Genomic DNA, 26,825 nt, shown 5'->3' with positions numbered 1-26,825 from the left:
ACGACAGCAACGATGCATCCAGCAACGACGTCGTTGCCGATCGCCACCTTTGGAGCGACGGCATGAGGCTGGAAACCAAGACCGCGCTGGTCACAGGCGCAGCCGGCGGCATCGGCCTGGCCATCGCCCGGCGCTTCGCGGCCGAAGGGGCCAACGTCGTGATGGTCGACCGCAACGCCGACCGCCTGACCGAATCGGTCAATGCGACGCAAGGCGAAGTTCGCGCATTGGTCGGCGACGTGACCGTGCCCGACGACGTCGACCGCATGGTGGCCCTGTGCGAATCCGAGTTCGGCGGCCTGGACATCTGCGTGTGCAACGCCGGCGTCATCCGCGCGGCAGAATTTCTGGATCTGGAACTGGCCGACCTCGACTTCGTCCTGAATGTGAACGTGCGCGGCGCCTTCCTGACCGCCCAACGCGCCGCCCGCGCCATGGTGCGGCAAGGGCAGGGCGGCAGCCTCATCATGCTGTCGTCCATGACCGCCGAACTCGCGATGTCCAACCAGCTTGCCTACGGCGCCAGCAAAGGCGCGGTTCGCCAGATGACCAAGTCCATGGCGCTGGCCATGGCGCCGCATGGCGTGCGCGTGAACGCCCTCGGGCCCGGCAGCATCGACACCGACATCATGGCCACCATCAGCAACAACCCCGACAACTTGCGCAAGGTCCTGTCGCGCATCCCCATGACCCGACTCGGCCGCCCCGACGAAGTCGCCGGCGTGGCGCTGTTCCTTGCCAGCGAGGACTCCAGCTACGTCACAGGCCAGACCATCTATGCCGACGGCGGCCGGCTCGCGCTGAACTACAACGTGGACGTGCCGGAGGACGCGGTGCGGTAAAGCTGAACAGGAAGCAGACGCAAAAGACGCCGGCGATTGCCGGCGTTTACGTTTCGCGGCTGCCAGATCAAAGCAGGGGATAGGACACTTCTGTCCTGCGATGCCAAGCGCAGCCGCAACGCTTCATCTATCTTGGTCAACAGGACGCGTCACCTTCGTGACGTCGCTCGCACCCTGCGCGTTCCATTAACCAATTAGGTTATAGTCTTGTGGAAAAGCTTGTTCCGCATTCAAAGTTGCCTGCAGTAAAAAGATTGGTCCTGGCAGGGCACGTTCGTCCAACCAGTTCAGCCATCGCCGGCGCTGCGCGATTGGGCTTGTCTTTCAGCGATGTTGTCGGCGTTGTGTTGGCCCTCACATCGCAGGATTTCTACAAAAGCATGACTACCCACGGCGACCATCGGATCTGGCAAGACGTGTATAGGCCAGCCACTGCAGCGGGTCTTGTGTACCTGAAAATCACGGTGTCCTCCGACGTCGTGATCGTGTCGTTCAAGGAGCTTTGATCATGAAGTGTCCCGCGTGTGGTGCGGCAGACCTGGTCGCTGAAACCAGCGATCTGCCGTACGTGTATCGGGGCGCCGCGACGGTCATCCACCAAGTGACCGGCGAACGCTGCCCGGTGTGTCGTGAACAGGTGTTGGATCCCGTCGAGGCAAGCCGCGTGAGCGAACTGATGTTGGGTTTCAATCGCCAGGTCAACGCGTCCATTGTCGATCCACGCTATATCGCCGAAGTCCGCAAGAAGCTGGCGCTCGATCAACGCGAAGCAGCTGAGATCTTCGGGGGCGGCGTAAACGCTTTTTCGCGCTACGAAACAGGCAGGACGAAGCCTCCAATGGCCCTGATCAAGCTGCTGAAAGTGCTGGACCGGCATCCCGAACTGCTGGACGAAATCCGAACTGCCTGAGCCAGGCGGCGCTTGCGCTAACGCCCCGTTATCGACGCCAGCGCGTGGCGTCCACCCCTTTATTTGCGCGGCCGCCCCGTCCGCCTGCTCCGCCCAACTCGCCCACCCACCGCCGCCGCGGGCACGGCCTGGATCACCGCATGCAGGTCATCCCACAAGGCCTGCGCCGCCACGCTCAATGTGACGTCCCGCCGCCTGACCAGGTACAGCTTGCGGGCGATGGTCGGGGTGTCCAGCGGCACGGGGGTGACCTTCTTGGTCGCCATCAGCGCCATGCGCGGCAGCACGGCCAGGGCATTGCCGTGTTCCAGGAATCCGATCATCGATGACAAGTGTTCGACTTCGTCGAACCACGGCGCGGGCACGCCTGCTTTGGCCAGGGCGGCGTCGACCTGCTGGCGGTTGGCGCTGCTGGGGCGCAGCGCCAGGATGCGATGCGCCGACAGTTCCTGCCATGACAGGCGTGCCCGCTGCGCCAGCGGGTGGCCGGCCGGGCAGCCCAGCACGTAGGGGTCGTCGCCCAGGTAGGTGCAGTGCAGGTCGGGCTCGTCTTCCCACAGGATCGTCACGCCGAATTCGGCATTGCGGTCGATGACGGCGTCGCGCACGCGGGCGCCGGTGTCGTCGCGCAAGTCCACGCGCACGTCCGGGTGGCGCACACGAAAGCGGCTCAGGGCATCCGGGAACAAGGAAAAGGCAACGGTCGTCAGGCAGGCGACCGTGACCTGGCCCATGTCGCCGCGGGCAGTCCGCTGCGCTTGCGACAGGCAATCGTCCAGGCTGGCCAGCAAGGGCAGCAGCCGCGCGTGCAGCGTCACGCCCAGCGGCGTCAGGATCATGGTGCGGGTGGTGCGTTCGACCAGCCTTCCGCCAATGGCGTCTTCCAGCTTGCCGATCCGCCGGCTGAGTGCCGACGGCGATATGGCCAGCAGGTCGGCCGTCTTGTTGAAGCTGCCGGCCGCCACCAGCTGGCAAAACGCGCGCAGGTCAGGAAGATCGCAATTGGTGTGCATGACGCAATAATAGCGGAATAGTTTGCACTGGATTTCATGGTGGCGGCGCTGCATGATGCGGACTCTCATGTCTTCTGGTGTCGCCATGCCTGTCGTCAAAGCCTTCGTGCTTCCTTCCCTGCTGTCGCTCGCGCCCAGTGAATTCGATGCGTTCGGCAGCGCCGTTGGCCAGGTCTGCCTGGACGTGTTGCGCGCATCGCCTCACCAGATCCAGGTGATGGTGGTCCCTGCCCATGCGCTGCGGGGCGAACCGATCTATGTCGAGGTCAACTTTCGCGGCAATACCTACCGCGATGCGGACGTCGTGCAGCAATTCATGTCGGATCTTGAAGTTGTGATCCACGACACGTTCAAGACCGTGCCGCGCATCCGCTGTTTTTCCGAAGACCAGGCGGCGCTGCATGCCCGCAACTGACGCGCTGGCCGGGCCGTCCGTCACCTTGCGTGGCATCGACAGTTTCCATGTCGCTGGCAGCGTACGGACGCTGGCTGGCCTGCCGGTGGAGCAACGGGTGCTGGCGCAGGGCGCCGCGGCGCGCCCGGTGGATCCTAACGGCGATCACATGACCGGGCAGATGTATTGCCAGGCCTATCGCCTGGTCCAACCACGACACCCGTTTCCTGTCCTGCTGTGGCACGGCGGCGGCATGACCGGCACGAACTGGGAGACGACGCCCGATGGCCGTCCCGGCTGGCTGTGGCGTTTCCTGCAGGCCGGGTATGACGTGGTCGTGTCGGACGCGGTGGAGCGCGGTCGTTCGTCGTGGTCCAAATACCCAGAGATCTACGCATCGGAGCCGATCTTTCGCACGCTGGATGAAGCCTGGGACATGTTCCGCCTGGGGCCGGCGAAGGGGTACGCCACCGACGCCGCCGCGCGCACTGCCTTCCCGGAACAGCAATTTCCCTTGCCGTACTTTGATCAGTTCGCCAAGCAGTGGGTGCCCCGCTGGGCCGGCCACGAGGCGATCACCAGCGCCGCCTACGACGCGCTGATCGAACGCATCGGCCCCTGCATCGTGGTGGGCCACAGCCAGGGCGGCGGCTTTGCCATGCTCGCTGCGCAGCGCCAGCCCGCGCGCGTCCAGGCGGTCGTGGCGCTGGAACCGTCCGGCGCACCCGCTTTCGATACCGGCCTGACCACGCCGCGCCCACCGCACCTGACCGTGTGGGGCGACACGATCCGCAGTCATCCGGTCTGGCAGCGGTATCACGCCACGGTCGATGCATTCGGCAGTGCGCTGCGTGCAACCGGCGCGCGTTCCGACGTGCTGGACCTGCCGCTGGAGGGCATCCACGGCAATTCCCATTTCCTGATGATGGACAGAAACAGCGACGCCATCTTCGAACGCGTCGCCGGCTGGCTGGAGCATCACGCGACGGATCACACGACCGATCACACGACCGATCGCACGACGGATCAAGCCCCGACATCGCCACCCTGACACCCTGTTTCGCACACCAAGATTTCGAACACCCCGATCTTCCGGAGACACGTATGACGCATAACAAGAAAGCCCTGGTCGCCACCCTGGCCGCCGCGATCGCCGCGACGTTCATGGGTGCCATCCCCGCCGCTCACGCGGCGGACGCCTACCCGTCCAAACCCATCACCGTGCTCGTGCCATTCGGCCCGGGCAGCGGCGTCGACACCACCGCCCGCATCGTCAGCGAAGCGCTGGGCCGTGAACTCGGGCAGACGCTCGTCATCGAAAACCGCGCCGGCGCGCAAGGCGCGATCGCCGCGCAAGGTGCGGCCCGCGCCGCGCCCGACGGCTACACCGTCTTCTTCACGACGCAGACCACGCAAGCCGCCAACCCGGCACTGATGAAAAAGCCTGGGTACGACCCGATCAAGGACTTTGCGCCGGTTGGCCGCGTGGCCTACACGCCCGCCCTGCTGGTGTCGAATCCGGCATTGCCCGTCAAGACGCTGGACGACCTGATTGCGCTGGCCAAGCAGCAGCCCGGCAAACTGACCTACGCCTCGGGCAGCGCCGGCACCCTGGTGCCCGCCGCCATGCTGACCAGCGCCGCCAAGATCGAAATGCTGCACGTACCGTACAAAAGCATTCCGTTGGGTCTGAATGACGTGATCGCCGGCCATGTCGCCATGATGTTTACCGAAGTCGTGACCGGGACCCAGCAGGTCAAGGCCGGAAAGGTCCGCGCGCTGGGCATCAGCTCGCTCAAGCCGTGGCCATCGCTGCCCGACGTTCCGCCCATCGCCAACCGTTTCCCGGGCTTCGAACTGCTTGCCTGGTATGGCGTCTACGTGCCGGCCAATACGCCCGCACCGATCGTTGACCGCCTGAGCGCCGCGCTGAAAACCGTCATGAACGACGCCGCCGTGCGGGAACGCCTGGTGGGATTGGGCCTGGAAGTCTCGTACAGCACCGCGCCGGAACTGGCGACGTTCGGCAAGTCGGAACTGGAAAAGTGGACCAAGGTGATCAAGGCCGCGGGGATCGAGCCCGAATGATCGGCTGATCACCCGGCGACGCGGGGCGCGCCTACGCCGGAATGGACAGCACCGAGGCCGGCACCCTGCCGGCCTTTTTGTTCTCCGGTTACTCTTGACCCATCCATTGCTGCACCGAAGCAAAGCAACAGACCCGGGCGTACCGTGCAAGGACGTCGCGCAGCTGTTGCCCAGCTCGCATTGCCGTGCGCTATCCCCAGGAGAACCGATTGCTGTCGAACCCGCCCCTGTCGCCGACCTTCTTCACCGTTCCCGATGCACCGCGCTATGCCTTGCGTCATGTTCGCGTGCCGACCTGTCTGACCGGACGATCCGACCTGCCGGCAACGACCCACGAAGCCAACTTGTCCAACGTCGACCTGCTGATCGACCACGGCCGCATCGCCGACATCCAGCCTGCCGGCGCCATGGCCGCCGACCTGGGCCCCGACCTTGATCACTCGATGATCCTGCCCGGCCTGATCGACTGCCACACCCATCTGGACAAGGGCCACATCTGGCCGCGCAAGCCCAATCCAACCGGTGACGTACCGGGCGCGTCCAAAGCCACCAGCGAAGACCGCAACGCCAACTGGCATGCCGAAGACGTGCGCCGGCGCATGGAATTTGGCTTGATGACCGCCTATGCCAAGGGCGTGGTGTCCATTCGCACCCACCTGGATTCACTCGAGCCCCAGGCTGCCATTTCCTTCCCGGTGTTCAAGGAGATGCGTGCGCAATGGGCCGGCCGCATCGACCTGCAGGCCTCGTCGATCGCCCCCATCGACATCTTCCTGACCGATGAAGGCCGTCGCCTGGCCGACATCGTGGCCGACGCGGGCGGCAACCTCGGCTGCGTCACCCGCTTTCGCAGCCTGCCGAACGCGCCGGGTCAGCCGGAGTTCGACGTGGCCATGAAAAACATGTTCGCGCTGGCGACCGAACGTGGCCTGAACCTGGACCTGCACGTGGACGAATCGGGCGACATCGACGCGCGCACCTTGCTGCGCGTCGCCCAGCTCGCGATCGAAGTCGGGTTCCCCGGCCGCATCCTGTGCGGCCATTGCTGCTCCCTGGCGCTGCAAGAAGACAGCATCATCGAACAGACCCTGGCCGCCTGCGCCGCCGCCCGCATCGACATCGTCAGCCTGCCCACCGTCAACATGTACCTGCAATCGCGCACGCATGGCGTCACCCCCCGCTGGCGCGGCGTGACCCTGCTGCACGAAATGCGCGCCCGCGGCCTGCGTGTGGCCGTCGGCGGCGACAACTGCCGCGACCCCTTCCACGCCTATGGCGACCACGACATGCTCGACACCTTCACCCAGGCGGTGAAGATAGGGCAACTGGACCACCCGATTTCCGACTGGATCACCACTGCCACGTGCAACCCGGCCGACATCATGGGCCTGACCGGCCGCGGTCGCCTGCGGTCCGGCGACGCCGCCGACCTGATCGTGCTCCGCGCGCGCGACTACTCGGAATTGCTGTCGCGCTTCCAGGCAGACCGCGTGGTGTTGCGCGCCGGCACGGCGATCGATACGCGGTTGCCGGATTACCGGATGCTGGATGATCTGATGGTGGCGTAGGGGGCCTTACTCCACCTTCTTCGGCATGCTCCACGCGAACCAGGTGCGCTCGGCCCATTCGATGACCTGGTACAGGACCAGCAAATCCCGCGTGCCGGTTTCGTGGGCCGTAATCCGGATCTGGGCGCGGCGCATGCCGCGCAATTCGCCGATCCGTGCGTTCAGTTGTTCAAAGTCGCGCTTCTGCTGGCGAATGTGGGCCAGCAGCATTTCGCCCGCACCGGTAGGCCGCATCCCGCGCGGCAGCCGTTCAAACAGCTCGACGCCCATATCGGTTTCCAGTTCGCGCAGTTGGCGATTGAGGGCGGACGCAGCGACATGAACGGTTTCAGCCGCTTTGCGGATCGAGCCGGCGCGCGCGATGGCGTCGACGTACAGAAAGACTTTGGGCAGCACGGCAGGTGTCGTAGGTGGCAGTGATCAGGAGGCGGGGCGTGCCGTTACTGTAAACCGCCAAGTCCATTGCAGCCGCTCCACCCGCACCACCCGAGCCAGGACCGTTTCGTCCCACTCAACTGTTACAGCGGCGGCCTTGGCGCTGCCGCTTTCCCCCGCTGGCAGCTAAAATGGGGGATGCCTTCAGTTTCCGCCTCCCCCTTTGTCCACTTGCGCGTCCATTCCGAGTTTTCGGTTGTCGACGGCGTGGTGCGTATCTCCGAACTCGTCAAGCAGGTCGCTGCGATGGAGCAGCCCGCGGTTGCCCTGACCGACCTGTCCAACATGTTCGGGCTGATCAAGTTCTACCGGTCCGCCCGCTCCAAGGGCGTCAAGCCGGTGGCGGGCTGCGACGTGTGGGTGACCAACGACGCGGATCGCGACAAGCCGTTCCGGATGCTGCTGCTGGTGCGCAATCACCAGGGCTATCTGAATCTGTGCGAACTGCTGTCGCAGGCTTTTCTGACCAATCAGAACAAGGGGCGCGGTGAACTGCGGCCCGAATGGCTGGACACCCTGAGCGACGGCCTGATCGCGCTGTCGGGCGGCCGGTTTGGCGACATTGGCCAGGCCATCGAGCAGGGCAATCTGCCCGCGGCGGCCGAACTGGCGCGCAAGTGGGCCGACGTGTTCCCGGGATCGTTCTACATCGAGCTGCAGCGCGCCGGGCGCGAAGGGGACGAAACCTACGTGCAGGCGGCGATGCGTCTGGCGGCCGAATGCCACTTGCCCGTCGTGGCCACGCATCCGGTGCAGTTCCTGACGCGCGAGGATTACCGCGCGCACGAGGCCCGGGTCTGCATTGCGGAAGGGGAACTGCTGGCCAATCCGCGCCGGCAGCGCCGTTTTACTGAAGACCAGTATCTGCAGTCGACAGAAGAGATGATGGCGAAGTTCGCCGACGTCCCGTCCGCGCTGGTCAATACGGCGCACATTGCGCAGCGGTGCAATCTGACGCTGGAACTGGGCAATCCCAAGCTGCCGAATTTCCCGACGCCCGATGGCGTGACGCTGGACGAATACCTGGTGCAGCTGTCCAAGGAAGGCCTGGAAAAGCGCATGCTGACGCTGTTTCCCGACGAATCCGACCGTGAAGCGCACCGCGAGGAATACGAAGCGCGGCTGGATCGCGAGTGCAAGACCATCATCGGCATGGGCTTTCCGGGCTACTTCCTGATCGTGCAGGACTTCATCAACTGGGGCAAAAGCAACGGCGTGCCGGTGGGACCGGGCCGGGGGTCGGGCGCCGGGTCGCTGGTGGCATTCAGCTTGGGCATTACCGACATCGATCCGCTGCGCTATGACTTGCTGTTCGAACGATTCCTGAATCCCGAACGCGTCTCCATGCCCGACTTCGATATCGACTTCTGCCAGGACAATCGCGACAAGGTCATCGAATACGTCAAGGTCAAGTACGGCCGCGAAGCCGTGAGCCAGATCGCCACCTTCGGTACCCTGGGCGCCAAGGCCGTGATCCGCGATGCGGGCCGCGTGCTGGACCTGCCGTACATGTTCTGCGATGGCCTGTCCAAGATCATTCCGCATTCGCCCGCCGACCCCTGGGATCTGGAACGTGCACTGAACGAAGAGCCGGCCTTCAAGGAACGGTACGACAACGACGAAGAAGCGCGCGCGCTGATCGATCTGGCGCGGCCGCTGGAAGGCCTGACGCGGAACATCGGCATGCACGCCGGGGGGGTGCTGATCGCCCCGGGCAAACTGACCGATTTCTGCCCGCTGTATTGCCAGCCCGGTCAGAGCCAGACGGCCATGTCGCAGTACGACAAGGACGACGTGGAAGCCGTGGGCCTGGTCAAGTTCGACTTCTTGGGCCTGCGCAACCTGACGATCCTGGACTGGGCCGTGCGGTACGTGCGCGAGTTCAATCCGAGCAAACGCGACTTCGACGTCATGGCCTTGCCGCTGGACGATCTGGGCGCCTACAAGCTGCTGAGCGACGGCAACACCACGTCGGTGTTCCAGGTCGAATCGCGCGGCATGAAAGAACTGCTCAAGAAGCTGCGCCCCAGCAACTTTGAAGACATCATTGCCGTGCTGGCGCTGTTCCGTCCGGGCCCGCTCGGCTCGGGCATGGTCGATGACTTCGTCAACCGCAAGCACGGCCGCGCCAAGGCCGAATATTTCCATCCTGACCTCGAAGCCACGCTGAAAAGCACGTACGGCGTGATCGTGTATCAGGAGCAGGTGATGCTGATCTCGCAGCTGATCGGCGGCTACACGCTGGGTGGCGCCGACTTGCTGCGCCGCGCGATGGGCAAGAAAAAGGCCGAGGAAATGGCCAAGCATCGCGAGATTTTCCAGCAGGGCGCGTCCGAAAAGGGTTATGACCCCGACCTTGCGGTCACGCTGTTCAACCTGATGGAAAAGTTCGCGGAATACGGCTTCAACAAGTCGCACACCGCCGCCTACGCACTGATCACGTACCAGACGGCCTGGCTCAAAGCGCATCACCCGGCCGAGTTCATGGCCGCGACGATGTCGTCCGACATGGACGATACCGACAAGATGCAGATCTTCTGGGCCGACACGATCGCCAACAAGGTTGCGATCCTGCCGCCCGACGTCAACATGTCCGGCTACCGGTTCGAACCGGTGCAGGACGAACATGCCGCCAAGGGCAAGCCGCCCCGCACCATCCGATATGGCCTGGGTGCCGTGAAGGGCACGGGGCAGGGCGCGGTTGAAGACATCATCCGTGCGCGGACCGAAGGCGGTCCCTTCAAGGACCTGTTCGACTTTTGCCGCCGCGTGAACAAGAACGCCGTCAACCGCCGCACGATCGAAGCCATGATCAAGGCCGGCGCGTTCGACGCGTTTTCCGACAGCCGAGCCGCCTTGCTTGCCACGGTCGGCACCGCCATGGAAGGCGCCGAACAGGCCGCGCGCGCCGCCAGCCAGGTCTCCTTGTTTGGCGGGGATGACCACGCCGACCTGTCGGGCGAACTGGCCCGCGTCGAACCCTGGGACGAACGTGAACGCCTGGGCCACGAAAAATCGGCGCTGGGCTACTACTTCAGCGGCCACCTGTTCGATGCGTATCGCCACGAGGTCAAACGCTTCGTACGCGGCACGCTGGCGCAGTTGCAGCCCAGCCGCGACCTGCAATGGATGGCCGGCATTCTGGTCGGCGTCCGCGTGATGATGACCCGCCGCGGCAAGATGGTCTTTGCCGTGCTGGACGACGGCAGCGCGCAGGTCGAAGTGTCGGTCTTCAACGAACTGTACGAAGCCAACCGCAGCCGCCTGCGTGAAGACCAGTTGCTGATCGTGTCCGGCAAGGTCACCAACGACGAATACTCCGGCGGCACGCGGATCGTGGCCGAATCGGTCATGGACCTGCAGATGGCGCGCGAAGCCAAGGCCCGCGCCTTGTCGATTCGTCTGAACGGCAATGCGCAGACGCAGCTGTTGAAAGACATGCTGTCGCCCTACCGGGCCGAGCCGCAGAACGGCTACCCCGGCACACCGGTCGAGATTGTCTATAACCAGGGCGAAGCCAAGTGCGTGGTCCGGTTGAGTGAAGACTGGCGCGTCCGGGTGCCGGATGTGTTGCTGCAACAGTTGGGCAAGGTGATCGGCAACCCGGCGGACGTGGCGCTGGAATATTGACGCGCGAGGGTGACGTGCAGGCCACCGAGCGGGTCATTGACGCGGGTTCGCGGCCTGCCTCTCAGGTGATGTACGTTGGCGACATGCTTGCCATGGACAGCAATGCCTGACCTGCCCGTTGCGATTGAGGCGCCGCTGCCGCCGTCAAGGGACTGCGTCGGTGTCGACGCGTGCCGCGCGGGCTGGTTCGCGGCAAAGCAGGACGCATCGTCAGGCCGCCTTCACCATGCGGTGCATGCCCGGTTTGCCGACCTGCTGGCCTGGGCGCCTGCCCCTGCCATCATCGCGATCGACATACCGATCGGACTGTCAGAGTCAGGACATCGTGCCTGCGATTCGGCGGCCAAGGTCTTGCTGGGCGGGCGACGTGGGCAGTCCGTGTTCCACACGCCTGTGCGACAGACCTTGTCCAGCCTCGATTTGCCGCCGGGCGATGCGTATCCGCAGGCCTTGGCGACCCATCGCGCAGTGACCGGCGTCGGGATCTCGAAACAAGCGTTTTATTTATTGAAGAAGATCGCCGAAGTCGATGCGGCCTTGGCCGCGTCGTCGGCGGACGCGGCACGGGTGTTCGAAGTGCATCCGGAAGTCGCCTTCGCATCGCGCCGCACAGCGCTCTCTGGTCAGCCCCTTGTCGGCATCGCGGAATCCAAACACACGCAGGCCGGACATGACATCCGGCTTGGCTTATTGCCCGATGCGTATCGTATGGCGGCAAGGCAGGCCATTGCTGAACGATCCGGGCAGGCATCCGCCTACGGCCGCGACGATGTGCTCGATGCGTTGATCTGCCTGTGGTCGGCGCTGCGGATCGAATGTGGCGTACACGTGAGCTTGCCAGGTGCAGACGATACGAGCGGCGGGATCATGGCGCGCATTCACTATTGATCGACGACGCGCGATAAGGAATCACTTGCGATCATCGATCACGCATGGCTGACCTGCGCGTTCAGCTTAATCCCCAACGCGTGCATCACCTTGAGGATGGTGGCGAAACTCGGATTGCCGTCACCTGACAGCGCTTTATAAAGGCTCTCTCGGCCTAAGCCAGTATCTTTTGCGAGTTGCGACATTCCTTTTGCGCGCGCAATGTTCCCGAGCGCTTTGGCGATGAATGCGGCATCGTCACCTGCTTCGTCCATGCAAGCTTGCAGGTACGAAACCATGTCGTCGTCGGTTTTCAAATATTCAGCGCTGTCCCACTTTCGCAGCTTCAGGGCATCCATGCTTATTGCTCCCGCACTTGCCGCGCTAACAGCAACGCAGCCTTGATGTCTTCGGTTTGGGTTGACTTATTGCCGCCCGCCAATAGGACGATGATTTCAGCTCGGTGTTGAACAAAGTAGACTCGGTATCCAGGGCCGTAATGAACACGCATCTCAGACACGCCTTCGCCCACTGGAACACAGTCACCGAGATTGCCACTTTCGGCGCGGTCAATGCGCGCCTGGATCCTCTGTGACGCCCTCTTGTCGCGTAGTCGCGAAAACCAAGAGTCGAACACTGCAGTCGTAAATATTGTCGTCATCGTTCTGTATAAAACAGGATACACCTGCGCGGATCAGGCAGCAAGGGTGCCACCTGCCAACGGCAGACGTGCGACGATCGGGATTGTTTACGAACGCACTAGGCTTGCGGCTGCGTCAGAAAGGCGCATGGCTATCACGGTGATCTCTTCATGCCATCAGGCAAGAGGCGTCTACCGACTTGCCGCCGCTTCCAGATACGCCACCGCCGCCAATGCCATCTGCTCACGCAGCGGCTTGACCTTCAACTTGCTGCCAAACCCCAGCACGCGTTGTAGCGGCCCGGACATCACCCCCTGCAGCACCGTCGTCACCGTATCCAGGTCATCGAAGGTCGCGTCGGCCGCAGTCTCGAGCATGGCGCGGATGGCGATGTCTCCGCGCCGGCACATCTTGCGCACGATGGTCGCGCTACCCAGTTCCGTGGCCACGGCATACAGGGCGCGCGAGGGTTCGGGCCGGGCCAGCTTGCAGTCCACATACGCGATCGCCAGCGTGCGTCCCATCACTGCGATGGGCTTGCCATGCAGCGCGGCGCAGGTTCGCTCCAGCGTGTCGGTCACGCCGTCCAGATACCGTTCCAGCACACCGGCCAGCAGGCTTTCCTTGTTCGGGAAGTATTGATACAGACTGCCAACCGACACGCCCGCCCGGTCGGCCACCTTGGTGGTGGTCAGATCCTTGATGCCGTCAGTGCCCAAAACCTGAATCGTTGCCTCCATGATGGCGTCGACAGTGGCGACCGAACGCGCCTGGACCGGCGTCTTTCGGGGCTTGAGCACGGGTGTGATTGGCGGCATGGAATGCGAATGTGAAATGTGAAGGATTGTTCGTATTATGAGTTGGTGTCGACGCGCTGCCAACCGGGCACCACGCATCGGCGGACACAGGCATCCAATCACGAACGGCAATCTGAGAATCAGGACATGAACGCAGGCAAGACAGTGGCGCTGGTGACGGGCGCGAACAAGGGGATCGGGAAGGAGACCGTGCGGGTGTTGGCGGCGCAAGGGTGGACGGTGTATCTGGGTAGCCGGGACGCGGGACGCGGCGAGGCTGCCAAGGCCGAGCTTGGCTTGGGTGACAGCGATATCCGAGTCATCTCACTCGACGTGACGGACGATGCATCGGTGGCAGCTACGGTGGCACAGGTGACCTCGGAGGCAGGCCGGCTGGATGTGTTGATCAACAACGCAGGTATTGGCGTGGACATGGACCCGGTCACCGACGTCACCATCGATGCCATGAAACGGACATTCGAAGTCAACGTGTATGGACCCGTGCGGCTGACGCAGGCGATGCTGCCGCTGATGCGGGCGGGCGACGCCAAGACCATTGTGAATCTGTCCAGCGAACTAGGATCGTTGGGCCTGCATGGCTTTCCGGACTCGCCTTATGACAAGGTCGTGCCCTTCGCGTACAACGCGTCCAAGACGGCACTGAACGCGTTCACCGTGCTGCTGGCGAAGCAATTGAAAGGCGAAGGTTTCAAGGTCAATTCGGTCAGCCCGGGCTACACCGCGACGGACCTGAATGGCTTCAGCGGTCCGCGTACGGTGGAACAAGCGGCCGCAGTGGTTGCGCAGTACGCGATGCTGGATCGCACGGGGCCGACGGGTGGGTTCTTTACCGAGGGTGGTTCGGTACCTTGGTGACGTGGGTGGCGCTCACCCCCGCCGCGCGGCCTCGATCGTCGCGATGTCGATCTTGCCCATCGTCATCATGGCTTCGAACGCGCGCTTGGCCGCTGCCTGATCCGGGTCCGCGATCGCGTCGGTCAACGCTCGCGGCGTGATCTGCCACGACAGGCCCCACTTGTCCTTGCACCACCCGCAGGCGCTTTCCTGACCGCCGTTGCTCACGATCGCATTCCACAGCCTATCGGTTTCCGCCTGGTCGTCGGTCGCGACCTGGAAGGAAAACGCTTCGCTGTGATGAAAGGTGGATCCGCCGTTCAGCCCCAGGCAGGGGATGCCCATGACCGTGAATTCCACGGTCAGCACATCGCCTTCCTTGCCTGACGGGTAATCTCCCGGCGCGGTGTGCACCGCCTTGATTGCGCTGTCGGGAAATGTTTCTGCGTAGAAGCTGGCCGCTTCCAGCGCGTCGTGGTCGTACCAGAGGCAGATGGTGTTCTTGCTGACCATGGGGGTTCTCCTTGTCGGAAACTCACCCCATCGTATGCGTAAACCCCGCCAAGGTCACCCCCGCCGCCGCAGCAGGGGCCACGACTGCGTTGCGGGATCCGCGTCCGTTTCCTGCAGATATTGCGCCCACACCACCGACAGCGCGACGATGAAGAACAGCAAGGACGGATGATTGGTGAACGTCGTATTGGTCAAGCCATACAGCCCGAACGACCCGACGATCGCCACAACCCCTGCGCCGCCGAGCGACCGCAGGGCCGGGCGCGTGTGCCGGCGGCGCAGCAATCCCGCCAGCGGCAGCACGTACACCAGCGCCAAGGCCAGGCCACCGACCGTGCCGGCCCGCGCCATGGCATCCAGCCATTCGTGGTGCGCCACGTTCTGGGTATAGATGTCGCTGGACTTGAACTGCTCGGTGTTCTTGCGATGCAGCTCGTCCTTGTAGCGGGTCGGGCCGATACCGAAAGCGGGGTGTTCCTGCCAGATCTGGAAGCTGATTTTCCACATGGCCAGGCGGGCGCCGACGGAGCTTTCGGACTTCTTTTGCGGATCGGCAATGGACAGGTCGCGGGATGCATCGTCGATGCGGTTGGAGATCACGCGCGATGCGGTCGGGAAGGCCAGGGTCACCAGCACGATGTGGGCGACCAGCAGCATGACGGCGGTCTTGCGGGGCAGGCGGGCCAGGTGCAACAGCAGCAGGATGACGAAGGGCACCAGCAGCGGCCAGCCGCCGCGGGTCACGGACAGCAGCGAGGCCCACATGCCGCCCCAGCCGGCCAGGGCCAGGATGATGCCGACCTTGCGCGACTTGGCGTACAGGGCGCCGACGCCGCACAGCAGGCCGAGCAGGATGCTGAGGTTGCCGTAGGGGTTCGCGGCGGTGAAGCCTTGCGACCGGCCGTAGCCCAGGCTGAAGACCTGGTAGGTGGACACGATGCCGGTCAGGATCGACCCGACGGCGATGCCCAGCCAGAAGTATTTGAAGTCGACGTGGCGGCGCGCGGCTACCAGCACGAACACGATGGGCATCAGCAGCAGCCACCGGTTCGGATAGTCCAGGCCGCGCAGCGAGTCGCCGGTCATGACGACCGACAGCAGGAAGGCCAGGAAGAAGCACAGGAAGGGCACCCAGATCGGCGCGGTGTCGCGGCGGACCTCGCCCCATTTGACGGCACGGCTGCGGATCAGCGGCACCAGGCAGGCCAGCGAGATCAGCAGCGGAATGACGGCGGCGATGCCGTAGCCACCCTTGACGCCCACAAGTGTTGCCGGGAGCAGGAACAGGCTCACGGACAGCAGCCAATACAGGCGGTGGGGGGGCAGGGCAGGCGTCATCGGGGGTAATCCTGTGGTCGTAAATAACAGAGGGCGGCGCAGAGATTAGCAGGTGATTGCCCCTGCTGCGCATGACCTAGGCAGGCTAGGTCAAAGTACGCAGGGCAGGTGCTGCTCAATGTTGGCAACGCTCAAGATCGAGCGGAATCAAGCTTGCCTATGCTCAGGGCAGCGCCGCAATACTGCTGCCCACCAGCGCAAACCGCGCCGACCTTTCGACCTCGTCCAGCGTCGGCCAGGCGGTGTCGGATCCCAGACACACGGCCTTTTTCGACCACGGTCCGGTGCGCTCCCTCCGTGTCACGCCAAACAGGGTGATCTGGCGGGCGCCGGCTGCCGCGGCCACATGCGATGTGCCCGAGTCATTGCAGACGACCAGGGCGGCCTTGGCCGTCAGGGACGCAAACGCGCCCAGCGGCAGTGACGGCAGAATGGTTGCTGTCGGCACGGCCGCGCGGGCCTGCTCGACTTCATGCGCGGGCGGGCAGGTCACGCAGGTCCAGCCCTCGCGCTGCAGGGACGCCGCCAGGGCGGCGAATTCCGGCCAGGCCTTGGCCTTGCCATGGTGGAGCCCGGTGGCGGTGGGGGACAGCAGCACGAACGGCCCGCTGATGCCGGCCGCGGCCAGCGCCGCGTCGGCGGCGGCACCGTGACCCTCGGTCAGGGGCAGGCCCAGCGTGGCGTCGGGCTCTTCGGGCACCGAACCCGCCACGTTCCAGCGCCATAACGCCAGGCGCGCCAGGTCGTGGAAGATCTCGACTTCGTGGCGGCCTTCGCGTTTGTTGAATGGCCACGTCAGCAGCAGGCTGCGGCCATCGCCGCGATAGCCCGCGGTCCGGATGCCGGCCAGGCGGAGGGCCGCGGCGCTTGACAGGGAATTGGTGAACACCACGCCCCGTGCGCCGCGTCCGGCCGGGTAACGGGACCGGATGGCGGCCCGGTCGGCGCGCCAGCCTTTGCCGACAGGCACGTAGCCCGCCGGCGCCAGGCCGGCAAACAGGTCTTCAGCCCAGGGCTGGCCGCACAGGACCAGCGGCAGGCCGGCCGCCTGCAGCCGCTTGATCGCGGGCAGGCACATGCAGGCATCGCCCACCCAATTGGGCAGCCGTAAATACAGGTAATCGGTCATGGCGGAAAAAGTGGTGGGGTGTCGCGTCGGCAAAATGGGCAAACGGCCCTGGCCGGCCTACCCGCGTACAATCGTTCGGACCCCGATTGTAAGCGTCAGGCGGTCATGCCCCAGGCATGGCCACGTCAGCCACGACGCGTTCATGAGCAAGCAGTGACTTCCCAACCTGTCAAATCCTATCTCTGGCGCCAGATCTACGGGCGCGTCCTCCGTTATTGGCCGCGTCTGGCCATGGGCCTCCTGTGCCTCGTCGGCGTCGCCGCGTCCCAGCCCTTGCTGGCCGTGCTGATGAAACCGATGCTGGACGGCGGCTTCAGTGGCGCCAAGCCGCATTACGTCTATACGGTGCCGGCCATCATCATCGGCATCTTCCTGATCCGCGGGGTGCTGTCCTTCGCCAGCGAATACCTGCTGGCGTGGGTGGCGAACAGCGTGCTGGCGGACCTGCGCAAGGAAATGTTCGACCGGCTGCTGCGGCTGCCCGACACCTACTTCAAGAGCATGGGCTCGTCGGTGCTGCTGAACCGCTTCGTCGTCGACGCCACCAATGTCATGCAACTGGCCACCGACGTCATCACGACCCTGGTCCGTGAATCGCTGATCGTGGTGTTCCTGGTCGGCGTGCTGCTCTATCTGTCCTGGCAGATGACCCTGATCGCCCTGGTGGCCTTCCCGCTGTCGGCGTTCATCATGCGCAGGATTTCGCAGCGGGTGCGCCGCATCAACCGCGAGACCATCGTCATGAATGGCGAACTGACGCGCGTGGTCAGCGAAGGCATCGACGGCCAACGCGTGATCAAGCTGTTCGGTGGCTACGAGCAGGAAAACAGCCGGTTCTGGGAAATCAACAATCGCCTGCGCCGCTTTGCAATGCGCAACACCGTGGCGTCGGCCGCCGCGTCGCCCATCACGCAGACCATTGCCGCCGTCGCGCTCGCCATCGTCGTGGCCACCGCGCTGAATCAGTCCGGGTCCAACCAGATTACGGTGGGGGGCTTTGCCGCCTTCGTGACGGCCATGATCCAGATGCTGGATCCGCTCAAGCGGCTGGCTAACGTCACCAGCCCGATGCAGCGCATGCTGGTGTCGGCCGAAAGCGTGTTTGCGTTGGTGGACCAGGATATCGAAGTGGACAAGGGCACCCGTACCTTGCCCGAGCCTGTGCGCGGCCACATCGTTTTCAAGGACGTGTCGCACCAGTTTCCCAATGCGGACCGGCTGACGCTGAACCAGGTGTCGTGCGAGATCACCCCGGGGCAGACCGTGGCCTTCATTGGCCGGTCGGGTAGTGGCAAGACGACGCTGATGTCGATGCTGCCGCGCTTCACGCTGCCGTCGGCGGGCACGATCTGCGTCGATGGCGAGAACATTGAAGAACTGACGCTGGAAAGCCTGCGGTCGCATATCTCGCTGGTCAGCCAGGATGTCGTGCTGTTCGACGACACCATCGCCGCCAATGTCGGCTACGGGGTGAACGGCAAGCCGTCCGACGAGGCCATCCGTAGCGCCCTGGCCGATGCCAACCTGATCGAATGGGTCGATTCCCTGCCCAACGGCATCCACAGCCGCGTGGGCGAAAACGCCGCGCACCTGTCGGGCGGGCAACGTCAGCGCCTGGCGATTGCCCGCGCGCTGATCAAGAACGCACCGATCCTGATCCTGGACGAAGCCACGTCCGCGCTGGACAACGAGTCCGAACGGCAGGTGCAAGCGTCATTGGAACGGCTGATGAAGGGCCGCACCACGCTGGTCATCGCCCACCGCCTGTCCACCGTACAGAATGCCGATCGGATCGTGGTGCTGGATCAGGGACGGATCGTGGAAGAGGGCGCGCACGCGCAATTGATGGAGAAGAACGGCCTGTACGCATCCTTGTACCGGATGCAGTTCCACGACTCGGCCAACAGCGAAGCGGCGACGGTTTGAGGTGAAGGGCGGCGGACGCTCAGGAGAAGCGCGTCCGCTACGGATCACAAAATCGCACGGAAGCTTCCGAGCAGGCGACTGGTCTGAGCAAGGCCTTGGCGTCTGATGACGTCGAGATAACGATCGACATCCAGCGCCGGGCTCTTCAGCTGCCTGCGTTGACGCTGCGCTGCGGTCACAACGGCCGCAGGGTCCAGGTCAAACACGTTTTCAATAAATTCGTCGGGATGTTGCGCTTCGACGCCAAAGGGCGCCAACGCCTTGGCTGGAAAATCCTTCAAGTTGAAAGTCACGATGACGCTGGCGCCGCACCTTATCGCAGCAGCCAACACGTGGCGATCATCATCGTCGGGTAGGCTCAAGCCGGCAATCAAGGGTTCATGGCCGCTGACACGTGCGTCGGGAATGGCCTGTTCCATCAGTGCGATCGTGCGATCCAAGTGATCGCCGTTGAGTTCCGGACGTTTGCGTAGCAGGTTCCGCTTCCACTCTTCATGGATCTGCGTGCTCCAGCGCGCGCGAGAGTGCCCTGAAAGACCCAGCCACATCAACAGGTCCCGCAGGGGCGCTGGGTACAGAACACATGCGTCGTACACTGCCGTGAACGGCGACGACCTCATTCGTATCCCAGTTGAAGTTCCTGCGCCTGCGCCGCCAAGGCAGCCATGGCCTTTTCGCTTGACCGATCTCGCTCGGCCTTGAACGCCATTACGTCGGCAAACCGGACGCGCCGATGCTTGCCGGTTTTGTGGAATGGCAGCACGCCTTCCTCCAGCAGCTTGACCAGGTGTGGCCGCGACACGTTGATCATGTCAGCAGCTTCCTGGGTCGTAAGTTCTGCATGAATCGGTACGACGCGCACCGCGTTCCCGTCAGCCAGTTCCGACAAGACATCCATCAACAAACGCAAAGCGGACGTCGGCAGTTCAACCGCATGCGCCGTGTTGTTGTCGTCAAATATCTGGATGCGTTGCGTGTCGGCGTGCGTCGTCAGAAATGCAGCCAACGCGCGTTGACCGAGGACGGCGGCACGCACTTCGTGTTCAACCGGCAGGGCCGGTTCGGATAGGGCGGTGGGCAGCATGAGCGACCCCCATCAAAAATATGGACAGGCACTCAGTTTAAACGAAATAAACGAAACGCCAAGCTTCTCCCATTCGTTTCGACCGAGCCCACTTTTCCCTGCGCCCCATCACGCCGCGCTCAAATACCCCCGCAGCGACTCCGCATCCCGCCGGAATGCGTCCGACGTGCCGTTCCATGCGATCTGGCCCTTCTCGATGATGTAATGCCGATCCGCCGTCCGCAGTAGCGGGCCCAGGTTCTTGTCGATGCACAGAATCGCCAGGCCTTCGTTCTTGAGCGTCTGCAGGCACGACCAGATTTCGGCGCGAATCAAGGGCGCCAGGCCTTCGGTCGCTTCATCCAGAATGATCAGCTTGGGATTGGTCAGCAGCGCGCGCGAAATCGCCAGCATCTGCTGTTCGCCGCCCGACAGGTGCGCGCCCAGGTTCTTCTGGCGTTCCTGCAGGCGCGGGAAGAGCTGATACACCCGTTCCACTGTCCACGGGTTGGCCTGCTTGAGCCCGTTGTGCGCGGTGGCGACCAGGTTCTCGTGCACCGACAGATTTGGGAAGATGTGGCGGCCTTCAGGCACCAAACCGACGCCGAAGCGCGCGACGCGGTACGACGGTTCCTTGTGGATGGGCTTGCCGTCGAACCGGATGGTGCCGCGCGAGGGCGACATCAGACCCATGATGGTCTTGACGGTGGTCGTCTTGCCCATGCCGTTGCGGCCCAGCAGGGTGACGAATTCGCCTTCTTCGATCTTCAGGCCCATGTGGAACAGGACCTGGCTGTTGCCGTAGCTGGCGGCAATGTCGTCGACTTCGAGCAGTGCCATCTCAGGCCTCCTGGGCGGCAGGGTGGGCCGCAAGGTCGTCGTCTTCTTCGCCCAGATAGGCGGTCTTGACGTCTTCGTTGCGGCGGATCTCGTCGGGGGTGCCGCTGGCGATCTTCTTGCCGTACACCAGCACGGTAATGCAGTCCGACAGCGCGAACACGGCTTCCATGTCGTGTTCGACCAGCAGCATGGCGTACTTGCCGCGCAGGCGCAGCAGCAGTTCGGTCATGGTTTCGGATTCGCGCTGGCTCATGCCGGCCATGGGCTCGTCCAGCAGCAGCATGCGCGGCTCGCAGGCCAGCGCCATGGCCAGTTCCAGCTGCCGGTGTTCGCCGTGCGCCATGTCGCCGACACGGGTGCCGGCGCGGGACGCCAGGCCGACCAGCTCCAGCGCCTGGTGCGCGGGGTCGTTCAGTTCGCGGGCCACCGTGGTCGGCTCCCAGAAACGGAAGCTGTGCCCGCGCTGCGCCTGCACGGCCAGGGCCACGTTCTGTAGCGCCGTGAAGTCGGGAAAGACCGACGTGATCTGGTAGGACCGGGCCAGTCCGCGGCGCACGCGCTGTTCGATCGGCAGGGCGGTGATGTCGTTGCCGTCAAACGAAATCGTGCCGGAGTTGGACTTGATCTCGCCGCTCAGTTGCCCGATCAGCGTGGTCTTGCCGGCGCCGTTCGGGCCGATGACGGCGTGGATTTCGCCGGCGTTGACCGTCATCGACACGTCGTCGGTCACGGTCAGGCCGCCGTATCTTTTGATCAGATGATCTGCACGAAGCAATGTCATCGCGAGCCTCCTGGCAGATTGCCGATGATGCCGCGGCGCGACACCATGACGATGACGACGATGATCAGGCCGAGCACCAGCATCCAGTGTTCGGTCCAGGCCTTCAGCACTTCTTCCATGATCAGGAAGGCAACCGATCCGGCCACCGGTCCCATCAGGGTGCCAAGGCCGCCCAGCACCACCATCACCACCAGTTCGCCCGACGTGGTCCACGCCAGGTAGGACGGCGAGATGTACAGGGTCAGGTTGGCGATCAGCACGCCGGCCAGGCCGCACACGATGGCCGACAGCACATAGGCCGTCAGCTTGTAGGGCAGGGGCGCAAAGCCCATGGCCTTCATGCGGCGTTCGTTGGTTTGCGTGCCGCGGATCACCATGCCGAAGCGCGAGCCGATCAGCTTGTGCATGGCAAACAGCAGCACCAGCAGCAGCACGAAGCTGGTGTAGTACAGACTGAGCGGATCGTCCAGCTTCAACACACCAAAGTTGCTGCCCTGGAAGATCGACATGCCGTCGTCGCCGCCGTATTCGTTCAGGCTGACGGTCAGGAAATAGAACATCTGGGCGAAGGCCAGCGTGATCATGATGAAGGCGATGCCGGTCGTGCGCAGCACCACCGCGCCGCTGATCAGGCCCACGATGCCGCAGACGACGACGGCGGCCAGCAGGTGCAGCCAGCCGTTGTCGATGCCGTGGTGGCTCAGGATGCCGACCGAATACGCGCCCAGCCCCAGGAACAGGGCATGGCCGAAACTGACCAGGCCGCCATACCCCAGCAGCAGATTGAGCGACACGGCGGCAATCGCATAGACCAGCACGCGCCCGAACAGGGCAAGGTAGAACGGTTCACCGGCGATCTGCGCGTAGATGGGCACGCAGCCCAGGAACAGCAGGATCAGCACGGTGGCTATCGTGCGGGGAGTCATCTTCACATCGGCTCCTAGCCGTGACGTACGGGGAACAGGCCTTGCGGTCGCAGGGCAAGAATGAGCGCCATCATCACGTAGATGAGCATGGACGCAATGGCCGGACCGGCGGCGTTGGCGGCCGAGGGCGACAGCACTTCGCGCAGGATCCACGGCAGCATGGAACGGCCCAGCGTGTCGACGACGCCGACGATCAGGGCGGCCAGGAAGGCGCCGCGCACCGACCCGATGCCGCCGATCACGATCACCACCATCGTCAGGATCAGCACCGGTTCGCCCATGCCGGTCTGCACCGACAAAATGGGACCGGCCATCAGTCCGGCAATGCCGGCCAGCGCCGCGCCCAGCGCGAACAGCAAGGTGTTCAGCATGCGGATGTTCACGCCCAGCGCGCCCACCATCATGCGGTTGGACGATCCGGCGCGGATCAGCATGCCGACCCGCGTCTTGTGGATCAGCAGATAGCAGCCCAGGGCCACGACCAGTCCGACCACGATGATCATGAAGCGGTACAGCGGATAGGCGATGCCGAACAGGTCGATGGTGCCTTCCAGCATCGGCGGCACCTGCATGTTGTAGGGCGACGGTCCCCAGATGATGCGCGTCAGTTCATTGAAGAACAGGATCATGCCGAACGTGGCCAGCACCTGGTCCAGGTGATCGCGGTCGTACAGCCTGGACAGGGCAATGCGATCGAGCAGGAAGCCGATCGCGATCATGGCCACCACCACGCCCACCGCCGACAGCAGGAAGGACCCGGTGTGGTTGTAGAGGGTAGCGGCGATGAAGGCGCCCATCATGTACAGCGAGCCGTGCGCCAGGTTCACGAAGTTCATGATGCCGAACACCAGGGTCAGGCCGGCGGCGAGCAGGAACAGCAGGACGCCGAGCTGGATGCCGTTCAGCGCCTGGGCAAAAAAGAGGGTCGCGGACATGTCAGGTGGGTCTCTCGGCAGAAGGTGCGGACGCCGGGCCGATGCCCATGGCGGCAAACACCGCCAGGGTCAGGGGCGAGGCCGGGTCGGCCAGGTGCAGGATGACGTCGAAGTGGTTGGTGCCGGGCATGTCGATGTACTGACCCGCAAAGCCGCGGTGGTGCCAGGCGTCCAGGTATTGCCGGCTCTGGCGCGCGAATTCGGCGGTCTCGGTTTCGCCGTACGACACGATCAGCGGACACCCCTGCGTGGGCAAGTGCTGCAGGGGACTGAGCCGCGCCGCCGACTCGGCGTCCAGATGCATCCACGCGTTGACGTGCGTGTTGATCAGCGGTTCCAGATCGAACAGGCCGCTGACCGGCGTCGCGCTTTTGACCGTGTCCGGCGCGATGCCGAAGTCGGCGTGCCACCCGTCGGCCAGCAGCATGCCCACCAGGTGGCCGCCCGCCGAACTGCCGGCGATATGGATGCGTGCAGGATCACCGTGGTAACGATGGATCTTGTGCGCGACCCAGGCGAGCGCCGCGCGGCACTGCCGCACGATCTCGTCCAGCGATGCCCCCGGCGCCAGCGAATAGTTGACGGCGACAACTGTCGCCCCGGCCTCGACAAAGGCGGGCGCCATGAAAGACGACTCGTCTTTCGACAGCGCGCGCCAGTAGCCGCCATGCACGAAGATCAGGACCGGACTGCCCGGCTGCCTGGCCGGAAAGATATCCAGCGTCTCGTCCGGATGCGGCCCGTAGGCCACGCCCGTGTGGCACGTCAGTGTGTCGCGCGCGGCCCGGCTTTCCTCGGCATAACGCGCAAGGATGGGCGCGAGGTCATCGACAGTGGCCCTCGCGTTGTATTGCCGGTCGAGATCTTCAGGGGAGTAGTGAGCGTAAGGCGCGGTCCCCATCGTTTACTTCATCTCGCATTGGCTGGCGTACGAGTCCTTGCTGCGCTCGAAAGTCGTGCCCTTGGTGGCGAACGCCACCTTGCCGTCGGCGCCCTTGACCACGTCGACGCGATAGAACGGCGCGATCGGGAACTGGTTGGTGTTGTACGCAAAGTAGCCACGCACCGACTGGAAGTCGGCGGCTTTCAGGGCGGCGCGGAAGGCTTCCTTGTCGGCCACGTTGCCCTTGGTCTTTTTCAGTGCCGAGGCCAGCAGGCGGGCGGCGTCATACGACTGCGCGGCATACAGCGACGGTTCGCGGTTGTACTTTTTGCGATAGGCCTCGGCAAACTGCTTGTTGGCCGGGTTGTCCAGGTCGGGTGAATACGACGAGCTGGTCACGGCGCCCAGGGCCGCTTCCTGCAACGCGGGCAGGGTCGACCCGTCGATCGTCGAGCTGGACAGCATCGGGATCTTGGCCGAGAGGCCGGCCTGCTGGTATTGCTTGGTGAAGTTCACGCCCATGCCGCCGGGATAGAACACATAGATCGCGTCGGGCTTGGCCGCGGCCAGGTTGGCGATCTCGACCGAGTAGTCGGGCTGGTTGACCTGCGTGTAGGTCTCGCCGATGACCTTGCCCTTGTAGGTGCGCTTGAAACCTTCCAGTGCGTCCTTGCCGGCCTGGTAGTTGGCCGCCATCAGGTAGACGTTCTTGAAGCCCATCTTGTTGGTGAGCTCGCCGCCCGCTTCGTGCAGCTGGTCGTTGTTCCACGAGGTCGAAAAGAAATACGGCGAGCAGCCCTTGCCGGTGACCGGCGTCGGGCCGGCGTTCGAGCCGACAAAGAAGACTTCGCCGCTGGTGATCGGGCGATGGATGGCCATCATGACGTTGGAGTAGATGACGCCGGTCACGATCGACACCTTGTCCCGCTGCAGCATCTGACGCGCGATCTGCACGCCGACTTCCGGCTTCATCTGGTCGTCTTCCTTGACGATTTCGATGTCGGTATCGCCTAGCTTGCCCTTGCCCTGTTCCACCGCCAGCATGAACCCGTCGTACTGGTCCTGGCCCAGCACCGAGCCGGGGCCCGAGAAGGTCGAGATGAAGCCGATCTTGACGGGTGCGGCCAGGGCGGCAGCGGCAAGCGAAGCCTGCATCAATGAGGCGATGGCGATCAGTTTTACGGTTTTCATGCGTGCTCCGGGTAGTGGCGTCCGGGACGTGCCCGGACGATGGGGTGCGGCGAAAATCGGGTCAGGGAAGGGGGCAGGACGCGTGGTAGGGATCCTGGTGGTCCGGGAAGACGGTCGAGCGAGTGGCAAGATTAACCGTCCCGCTCGCGTCGCGCACCACCTCGAACGCGTAATAGTTGGACACGGGGAAATGGTTGTTGTTGAAACGGAAACCGCCACGCACCGATGGGAAGGTGGTCTTGGCCAGCGCCGCCGACAGCGTCTTGCCGTCGGCCTTGCCGCCCGTCGTCTTCAAGGCGGCGTCGAGCGCCAGCGCCGCGTCATAGCCATAGGCCGCATACGCAGAAGGGATGCGGTTGTACGCCTTCTGGAAATCGGCCACGAAGGTTTTGTTGGCGGCATTTGGCAGGTCGGGCGACCACGGTCCGGCCGACATGACGCCCAGCGCGATGTCTTTCAACGCCGGCAAGGTGGTGCCGTCCACCGTCGATCCCGACAGCAGTGGGGTTTTCCCCAGCATGCCCGCTTGCTGATATTGCTTGACGAAATTCACGCCCATGCCGCCGGGGTAGAAGATGAAGACGGCGTCGGGCTTTTGCGTCTGCAGCTGGGTGATTTCGACCGAGTAATCCGGCTGGTTCACCTGCGTGTAGGTCTCGCTTAGGATCTCGCCCTTGAAGTAGCGCTTGAACCCGATCAGCGCTTCCTTGCCGGCCTGGTAATTGGGCGCCATGATCGCGATGCGGCGATAGCCCTTGTCTTGCGCGTACTTGCCCATGGCTTCGTGCTGCTGGTCGTTCTGCCATGACGTCGAAAAGTACAGCGGCGAGCACTGGTCGCCCGCGAGCTGGCTGGGCCCGGCATTGCTGCTGATCAACACGGTGCCGCTGTTCACCACGTCGCGCACGACCGCCATCAGCACGTTCGAAAAGCTCATGCCGGTCACGACGTCGACCTTGTCGCGTTCGATCAGCTTCTTGACGGCCTGGCGTCCGACTTCTGGCTTGAGCTGATCGTCTTCCTTGATGACCTGCACGGCTTGCCCGCCCAGCTTGCCGCCGGCTTTCGTGATGCCGAGCATGAAGCCGTCGTACTGGTCCTGGCCCAGCGTGCCGCCCGGACCCGACAGGGTGCCAAGAAACCCGATCTTGACGTCGGCCTGCGCCGTGGCGACCAGCGCGGCGTTCAGCCCGAGGCAGACACAGGCGCCGGCCAGGGCGCGGGAAAGGCGGAAAGTCTCAGGCATGTCGCACTCGCTGA

28 protein-coding genes are annotated in these 26,825 nt (G+C 64.0%); 11 read left to right on the top strand and 17 right to left on the bottom strand.

The window, feature by feature from the left end; translation table 11 throughout:
* Positions 1-62: 62 nt before the first annotated feature.
* From HD883_RS09395 to HD883_RS09385, 3 genes are all read left to right on the top strand, one after another.
* A complete protein-coding gene (locus HD883_RS09395; RefSeq protein WP_179586147.1) occupies positions 63-842 on the top strand; it encodes an SDR family NAD(P)-dependent oxidoreductase in 780 nt (259 codons plus the stop codon).
* 209 nt (positions 843-1,051) lie between these two features.
* Positions 1,052-1,348: a type II toxin-antitoxin system MqsR family toxin gene (locus tag HD883_RS09390; RefSeq protein ID WP_179586149.1), complete on the top strand. Its 297-nt coding sequence runs from the start codon at positions 1,052-1,054 to the stop codon at positions 1,346-1,348.
* A 2-nt stretch (positions 1,349-1,350) separates the two neighbouring features.
* Positions 1,351-1,752 (top strand): type II toxin-antitoxin system MqsA family antitoxin, encoded by a 402-nt coding sequence (locus HD883_RS09385; protein WP_179586151.1) that lies wholly within the window; start codon positions 1,351-1,353, stop codon positions 1,750-1,752.
* A 59-nt stretch (positions 1,753-1,811) separates the two neighbouring features.
* Here the strand turns inward: HD883_RS09385 and HD883_RS09380 are convergent, their stop codons facing one another.
* Positions 1,812-2,834, bottom strand: a complete 1,023-nt coding sequence (locus HD883_RS09380; RefSeq protein ID WP_179586153.1) for a LysR family transcriptional regulator — start codon at positions 2,832-2,834, stop codon at positions 1,812-1,814.
* A 16-nt stretch (positions 2,835-2,850) separates the two neighbouring features.
* On the opposite strand from HD883_RS09380, the gene HD883_RS09375 reads away from it, so the two are divergent.
* The 4 genes from HD883_RS09375 to HD883_RS09360 all read left to right on the top strand — a co-directional run bounded on the left by HD883_RS09375 (position 2,851) and on the right by HD883_RS09360 (position 6,815).
* Complete coding sequence (locus HD883_RS09375) at positions 2,851-3,180, top strand: hypothetical protein (RefSeq protein ID WP_179586154.1); 330 nt, start codon at positions 2,851-2,853, stop codon at positions 3,178-3,180.
* Complete coding sequence (locus tag HD883_RS09370; protein WP_179586156.1) at positions 3,167-4,210, top strand: alpha/beta fold hydrolase; 1,044 nt, start codon at positions 3,167-3,169, stop codon at positions 4,208-4,210. The genes HD883_RS09375 and HD883_RS09370 overlap by 14 nt, the downstream gene beginning before the upstream one ends.
* Positions 4,211-4,263: 53 nt before the next feature.
* On the top strand, positions 4,264-5,247 hold the full coding sequence (locus HD883_RS09365; protein WP_179586158.1) for a Bug family tripartite tricarboxylate transporter substrate binding protein: 984 nt from the start codon (positions 4,264-4,266) through the stop codon (positions 5,245-5,247).
* Between the two features lie 209 nt (positions 5,248-5,456).
* Positions 5,457-6,815 (top strand): cytosine deaminase, encoded by a 1,359-nt coding sequence (locus HD883_RS09360; protein ID WP_218863185.1) that lies wholly within the window; start codon positions 5,457-5,459, stop codon positions 6,813-6,815.
* A gap of 6 nt (positions 6,816-6,821) precedes the next feature.
* On the opposite strand, the gene HD883_RS09355 is transcribed toward HD883_RS09360, so the two are convergent.
* Positions 6,822-7,211: a LysR family transcriptional regulator gene (locus HD883_RS09355; protein ID WP_179586160.1), complete on the bottom strand. Its 390-nt coding sequence runs from the start codon at positions 7,209-7,211 to the stop codon at positions 6,822-6,824.
* A 177-nt stretch (positions 7,212-7,388) separates the two neighbouring features.
* On the opposite strand from HD883_RS09355, the gene dnaE reads away from it, so the two are divergent.
* Together dnaE and HD883_RS09345 are read left to right on the top strand one after the other, a co-directional pair.
* Positions 7,389-10,880, top strand: coding sequence for a DNA polymerase III subunit alpha (dnaE, locus tag HD883_RS09350; RefSeq protein WP_179586162.1), 3,492 nt, complete (start codon positions 7,389-7,391; stop codon positions 10,878-10,880).
* A 102-nt stretch (positions 10,881-10,982) separates the two neighbouring features.
* Entirely contained in the window at positions 10,983-11,768 is a 786-nt protein-coding gene (locus HD883_RS09345) for a DUF429 domain-containing protein (protein WP_179586164.1), read from the top strand.
* A gap of 38 nt (positions 11,769-11,806) precedes the next feature.
* On the opposite strand, the gene HD883_RS09340 is transcribed toward HD883_RS09345, so the two are convergent.
* The 3 genes from HD883_RS09340 to HD883_RS09330 all read right to left on the bottom strand — a co-directional run bounded on the left by HD883_RS09340 (position 11,807) and on the right by HD883_RS09330 (position 13,188).
* Entirely contained in the window at positions 11,807-12,106 is a 300-nt protein-coding gene (locus HD883_RS09340; protein ID WP_179586166.1) for an addiction module antidote protein, read from the bottom strand.
* A 2-nt stretch (positions 12,107-12,108) separates the two neighbouring features.
* Positions 12,109-12,408, bottom strand: coding sequence for a type II toxin-antitoxin system RelE/ParE family toxin (locus HD883_RS09335; RefSeq protein WP_179586168.1), 300 nt, complete (start codon positions 12,406-12,408; stop codon positions 12,109-12,111).
* A gap of 171 nt (positions 12,409-12,579) precedes the next feature.
* Positions 12,580-13,188: a TetR/AcrR family transcriptional regulator gene (locus tag HD883_RS09330; RefSeq protein ID WP_179586170.1), complete on the bottom strand. Its 609-nt coding sequence runs from the start codon at positions 13,186-13,188 to the stop codon at positions 12,580-12,582.
* Positions 13,189-13,332: 144 nt separating this feature from the next.
* On the opposite strand from HD883_RS09330, the gene HD883_RS09325 reads away from it, so the two are divergent.
* Positions 13,333-14,061, top strand: a complete 729-nt coding sequence (locus tag HD883_RS09325) for an SDR family oxidoreductase (RefSeq protein ID WP_179586172.1) — start codon at positions 13,333-13,335, stop codon at positions 14,059-14,061.
* A 12-nt stretch (positions 14,062-14,073) separates the two neighbouring features.
* On the opposite strand, the gene HD883_RS09320 is transcribed toward HD883_RS09325, so the two are convergent.
* From HD883_RS09320 to HD883_RS09310, 3 genes are all read right to left on the bottom strand, one after another.
* Positions 14,074-14,553, bottom strand: a complete 480-nt coding sequence (locus HD883_RS09320) for a VOC family protein (protein ID WP_179586174.1) — start codon at positions 14,551-14,553, stop codon at positions 14,074-14,076.
* 54 nt (positions 14,554-14,607) lie between these two features.
* Positions 14,608-15,891: an O-antigen ligase family protein gene (locus HD883_RS09315; protein ID WP_179586176.1), complete on the bottom strand. Its 1,284-nt coding sequence runs from the start codon at positions 15,889-15,891 to the stop codon at positions 14,608-14,610.
* Between the two features lie 163 nt (positions 15,892-16,054).
* Positions 16,055-17,020, bottom strand: coding sequence for a glycosyltransferase family 9 protein (locus HD883_RS09310; RefSeq protein WP_179586178.1), 966 nt, complete (start codon positions 17,018-17,020; stop codon positions 16,055-16,057).
* 105 nt (positions 17,021-17,125) lie between these two features.
* Between HD883_RS09310 and msbA the strand changes: the two genes are divergently transcribed.
* Positions 17,126-18,946, top strand: a complete 1,821-nt coding sequence (gene msbA, locus HD883_RS09305; RefSeq protein WP_179586180.1) for a lipid A export permease/ATP-binding protein MsbA — start codon at positions 17,126-17,128, stop codon at positions 18,944-18,946.
* A 44-nt stretch (positions 18,947-18,990) separates the two neighbouring features.
* On the opposite strand, the gene HD883_RS09300 is transcribed toward msbA, so the two are convergent.
* From HD883_RS09300 to HD883_RS09260, 9 genes are all read right to left on the bottom strand, one after another.
* Positions 18,991-19,566 carry a PIN domain-containing protein gene (locus HD883_RS09300; RefSeq protein WP_179586182.1) on the bottom strand — a complete coding sequence of 192 codons (576 nt, stop codon included), beginning with the start codon at positions 19,564-19,566 and terminating at the stop codon, positions 18,991-18,993.
* Positions 19,563-20,030 (bottom strand): helix-turn-helix domain-containing protein, encoded by a 468-nt coding sequence (locus HD883_RS09295; RefSeq protein WP_179586184.1) that lies wholly within the window; start codon positions 20,028-20,030, stop codon positions 19,563-19,565. The genes HD883_RS09300 and HD883_RS09295 overlap by 4 nt, the downstream gene beginning before the upstream one ends.
* Positions 20,031-20,138: 108 nt before the next feature.
* Complete coding sequence (locus HD883_RS09290) at positions 20,139-20,849, bottom strand: ABC transporter ATP-binding protein (protein WP_179586186.1); 711 nt, start codon at positions 20,847-20,849, stop codon at positions 20,139-20,141.
* Between the two features lies 1 nt (position 20,850).
* A complete protein-coding gene (locus HD883_RS09285) occupies positions 20,851-21,630 on the bottom strand; it encodes an ABC transporter ATP-binding protein (RefSeq protein ID WP_179586188.1) in 780 nt (259 codons plus the stop codon).
* The gene (locus HD883_RS09280) at positions 21,627-22,556 is read right to left on the bottom strand and encodes a branched-chain amino acid ABC transporter permease (RefSeq protein ID WP_179588648.1); all 930 of its coding nucleotides are present in this window, start codon (positions 22,554-22,556) and stop codon (positions 21,627-21,629) included. The genes HD883_RS09285 and HD883_RS09280 overlap by 4 nt, the downstream gene beginning before the upstream one ends.
* Before the next feature lie 14 nt (positions 22,557-22,570).
* Positions 22,571-23,491 carry a branched-chain amino acid ABC transporter permease gene (locus HD883_RS09275; protein ID WP_179586190.1) on the bottom strand — a complete coding sequence of 307 codons (921 nt, stop codon included), beginning with the start codon at positions 23,489-23,491 and terminating at the stop codon, positions 22,571-22,573.
* A gap of 1 nt (position 23,492) precedes the next feature.
* The gene (locus tag HD883_RS09270; RefSeq protein WP_179586192.1) at positions 23,493-24,392 is read right to left on the bottom strand and encodes an alpha/beta hydrolase; all 900 of its coding nucleotides are present in this window, start codon (positions 24,390-24,392) and stop codon (positions 23,493-23,495) included.
* A gap of 3 nt (positions 24,393-24,395) precedes the next feature.
* A complete protein-coding gene (locus tag HD883_RS09265; RefSeq protein ID WP_179586194.1) occupies positions 24,396-25,565 on the bottom strand; it encodes an ABC transporter substrate-binding protein in 1,170 nt (389 codons plus the stop codon).
* A gap of 61 nt (positions 25,566-25,626) precedes the next feature.
* A complete protein-coding gene (locus HD883_RS09260) occupies positions 25,627-26,811 on the bottom strand; it encodes an ABC transporter substrate-binding protein (protein WP_179586196.1) in 1,185 nt (394 codons plus the stop codon).
* Positions 26,812-26,825: the final 14 nt, after the last annotated feature.

This window comes from Pigmentiphaga litoralis (assembly GCF_013408655.1).
In the GTDB taxonomy this organism is placed as follows: Bacteria; Pseudomonadota; Gammaproteobacteria; order Burkholderiales; family Burkholderiaceae_B; genus Pigmentiphaga; species Pigmentiphaga litoralis_A.
This window is presented reverse-complemented; position numbering and strand designations above follow the sequence as displayed.

Coding starts and splice junctions, on each gene's coding strand:
- HD883_RS09325 (WP_179586172.1), top strand. CDS start 13,333: ATGAACGCAGGCAAGACAGTGGCGCTGGTGACGGGCGCGAACAAGGGG.
- HD883_RS09365 (WP_179586158.1), top strand. CDS start 4,264: ATGACGCATAACAAGAAAGCCCTGGTCGCCACCCTGGCCGCCGCGATC.
- HD883_RS09380 (WP_179586153.1), bottom strand. CDS start 2,834: ATGAGAGTCCGCATCATGCAGCGCCGCCACCATGAAATCCAGTGCAAA.
- HD883_RS09345 (WP_179586164.1), top strand. CDS start 10,983: ATGCCTGACCTGCCCGTTGCGATTGAGGCGCCGCTGCCGCCGTCAAGG.
- HD883_RS09270 (WP_179586192.1), bottom strand. CDS start 24,392: ATGGGGACCGCGCCTTACGCTCACTACTCCCCTGAAGATCTCGACCGG.
- dnaE (WP_179586162.1), top strand. CDS start 7,389: ATGCCTTCAGTTTCCGCCTCCCCCTTTGTCCACTTGCGCGTCCATTCC.
- HD883_RS09300 (WP_179586182.1), bottom strand. CDS start 19,566: ATGAGGTCGTCGCCGTTCACGGCAGTGTACGACGCATGTGTTCTGTAC.
- HD883_RS09375 (WP_179586154.1), top strand. CDS start 2,851: ATGCCTGTCGTCAAAGCCTTCGTGCTTCCTTCCCTGCTGTCGCTCGCG.
- HD883_RS09395 (WP_179586147.1), top strand. CDS start 63: ATGAGGCTGGAAACCAAGACCGCGCTGGTCACAGGCGCAGCCGGCGGC.
- HD883_RS09290 (WP_179586186.1), bottom strand. CDS start 20,849: ATGGCACTGCTCGAAGTCGACGACATTGCCGCCAGCTACGGCAACAGC.
- HD883_RS09260 (WP_179586196.1), bottom strand. CDS start 26,811: ATGCCTGAGACTTTCCGCCTTTCCCGCGCCCTGGCCGGCGCCTGTGTC.
- HD883_RS09315 (WP_179586176.1), bottom strand. CDS start 15,891: ATGACGCCTGCCCTGCCCCCCCACCGCCTGTATTGGCTGCTGTCCGTG.
- HD883_RS09320 (WP_179586174.1), bottom strand. CDS start 14,553: ATGGTCAGCAAGAACACCATCTGCCTCTGGTACGACCACGACGCGCTG.
- HD883_RS09335 (WP_179586168.1), bottom strand. CDS start 12,408: ATGACGACAATATTTACGACTGCAGTGTTCGACTCTTGGTTTTCGCGA.
- msbA (WP_179586180.1), top strand. CDS start 17,126: ATGCCCCAGGCATGGCCACGTCAGCCACGACGCGTTCATGAGCAAGCA.
- HD883_RS09295 (WP_179586184.1), bottom strand. CDS start 20,030: ATGCTGCCCACCGCCCTATCCGAACCGGCCCTGCCGGTTGAACACGAA.
- HD883_RS09280 (WP_179588648.1), bottom strand. CDS start 22,556: ATGACTCCCCGCACGATAGCCACCGTGCTGATCCTGCTGTTCCTGGGC.
- HD883_RS09275 (WP_179586190.1), bottom strand. CDS start 23,491: ATGTCCGCGACCCTCTTTTTTGCCCAGGCGCTGAACGGCATCCAGCTC.
- HD883_RS09310 (WP_179586178.1), bottom strand. CDS start 17,020: ATGACCGATTACCTGTATTTACGGCTGCCCAATTGGGTGGGCGATGCC.
- HD883_RS09285 (WP_179586188.1), bottom strand. CDS start 21,630: ATGACATTGCTTCGTGCAGATCATCTGATCAAAAGATACGGCGGCCTG.
- HD883_RS09265 (WP_179586194.1), bottom strand. CDS start 25,565: ATGAAAACCGTAAAACTGATCGCCATCGCCTCATTGATGCAGGCTTCG.
- HD883_RS09340 (WP_179586166.1), bottom strand. CDS start 12,106: ATGGATGCCCTGAAGCTGCGAAAGTGGGACAGCGCTGAATATTTGAAA.
- HD883_RS09370 (WP_179586156.1), top strand. CDS start 3,167: ATGCCCGCAACTGACGCGCTGGCCGGGCCGTCCGTCACCTTGCGTGGC.
- HD883_RS09385 (WP_179586151.1), top strand. CDS start 1,351: ATGAAGTGTCCCGCGTGTGGTGCGGCAGACCTGGTCGCTGAAACCAGC.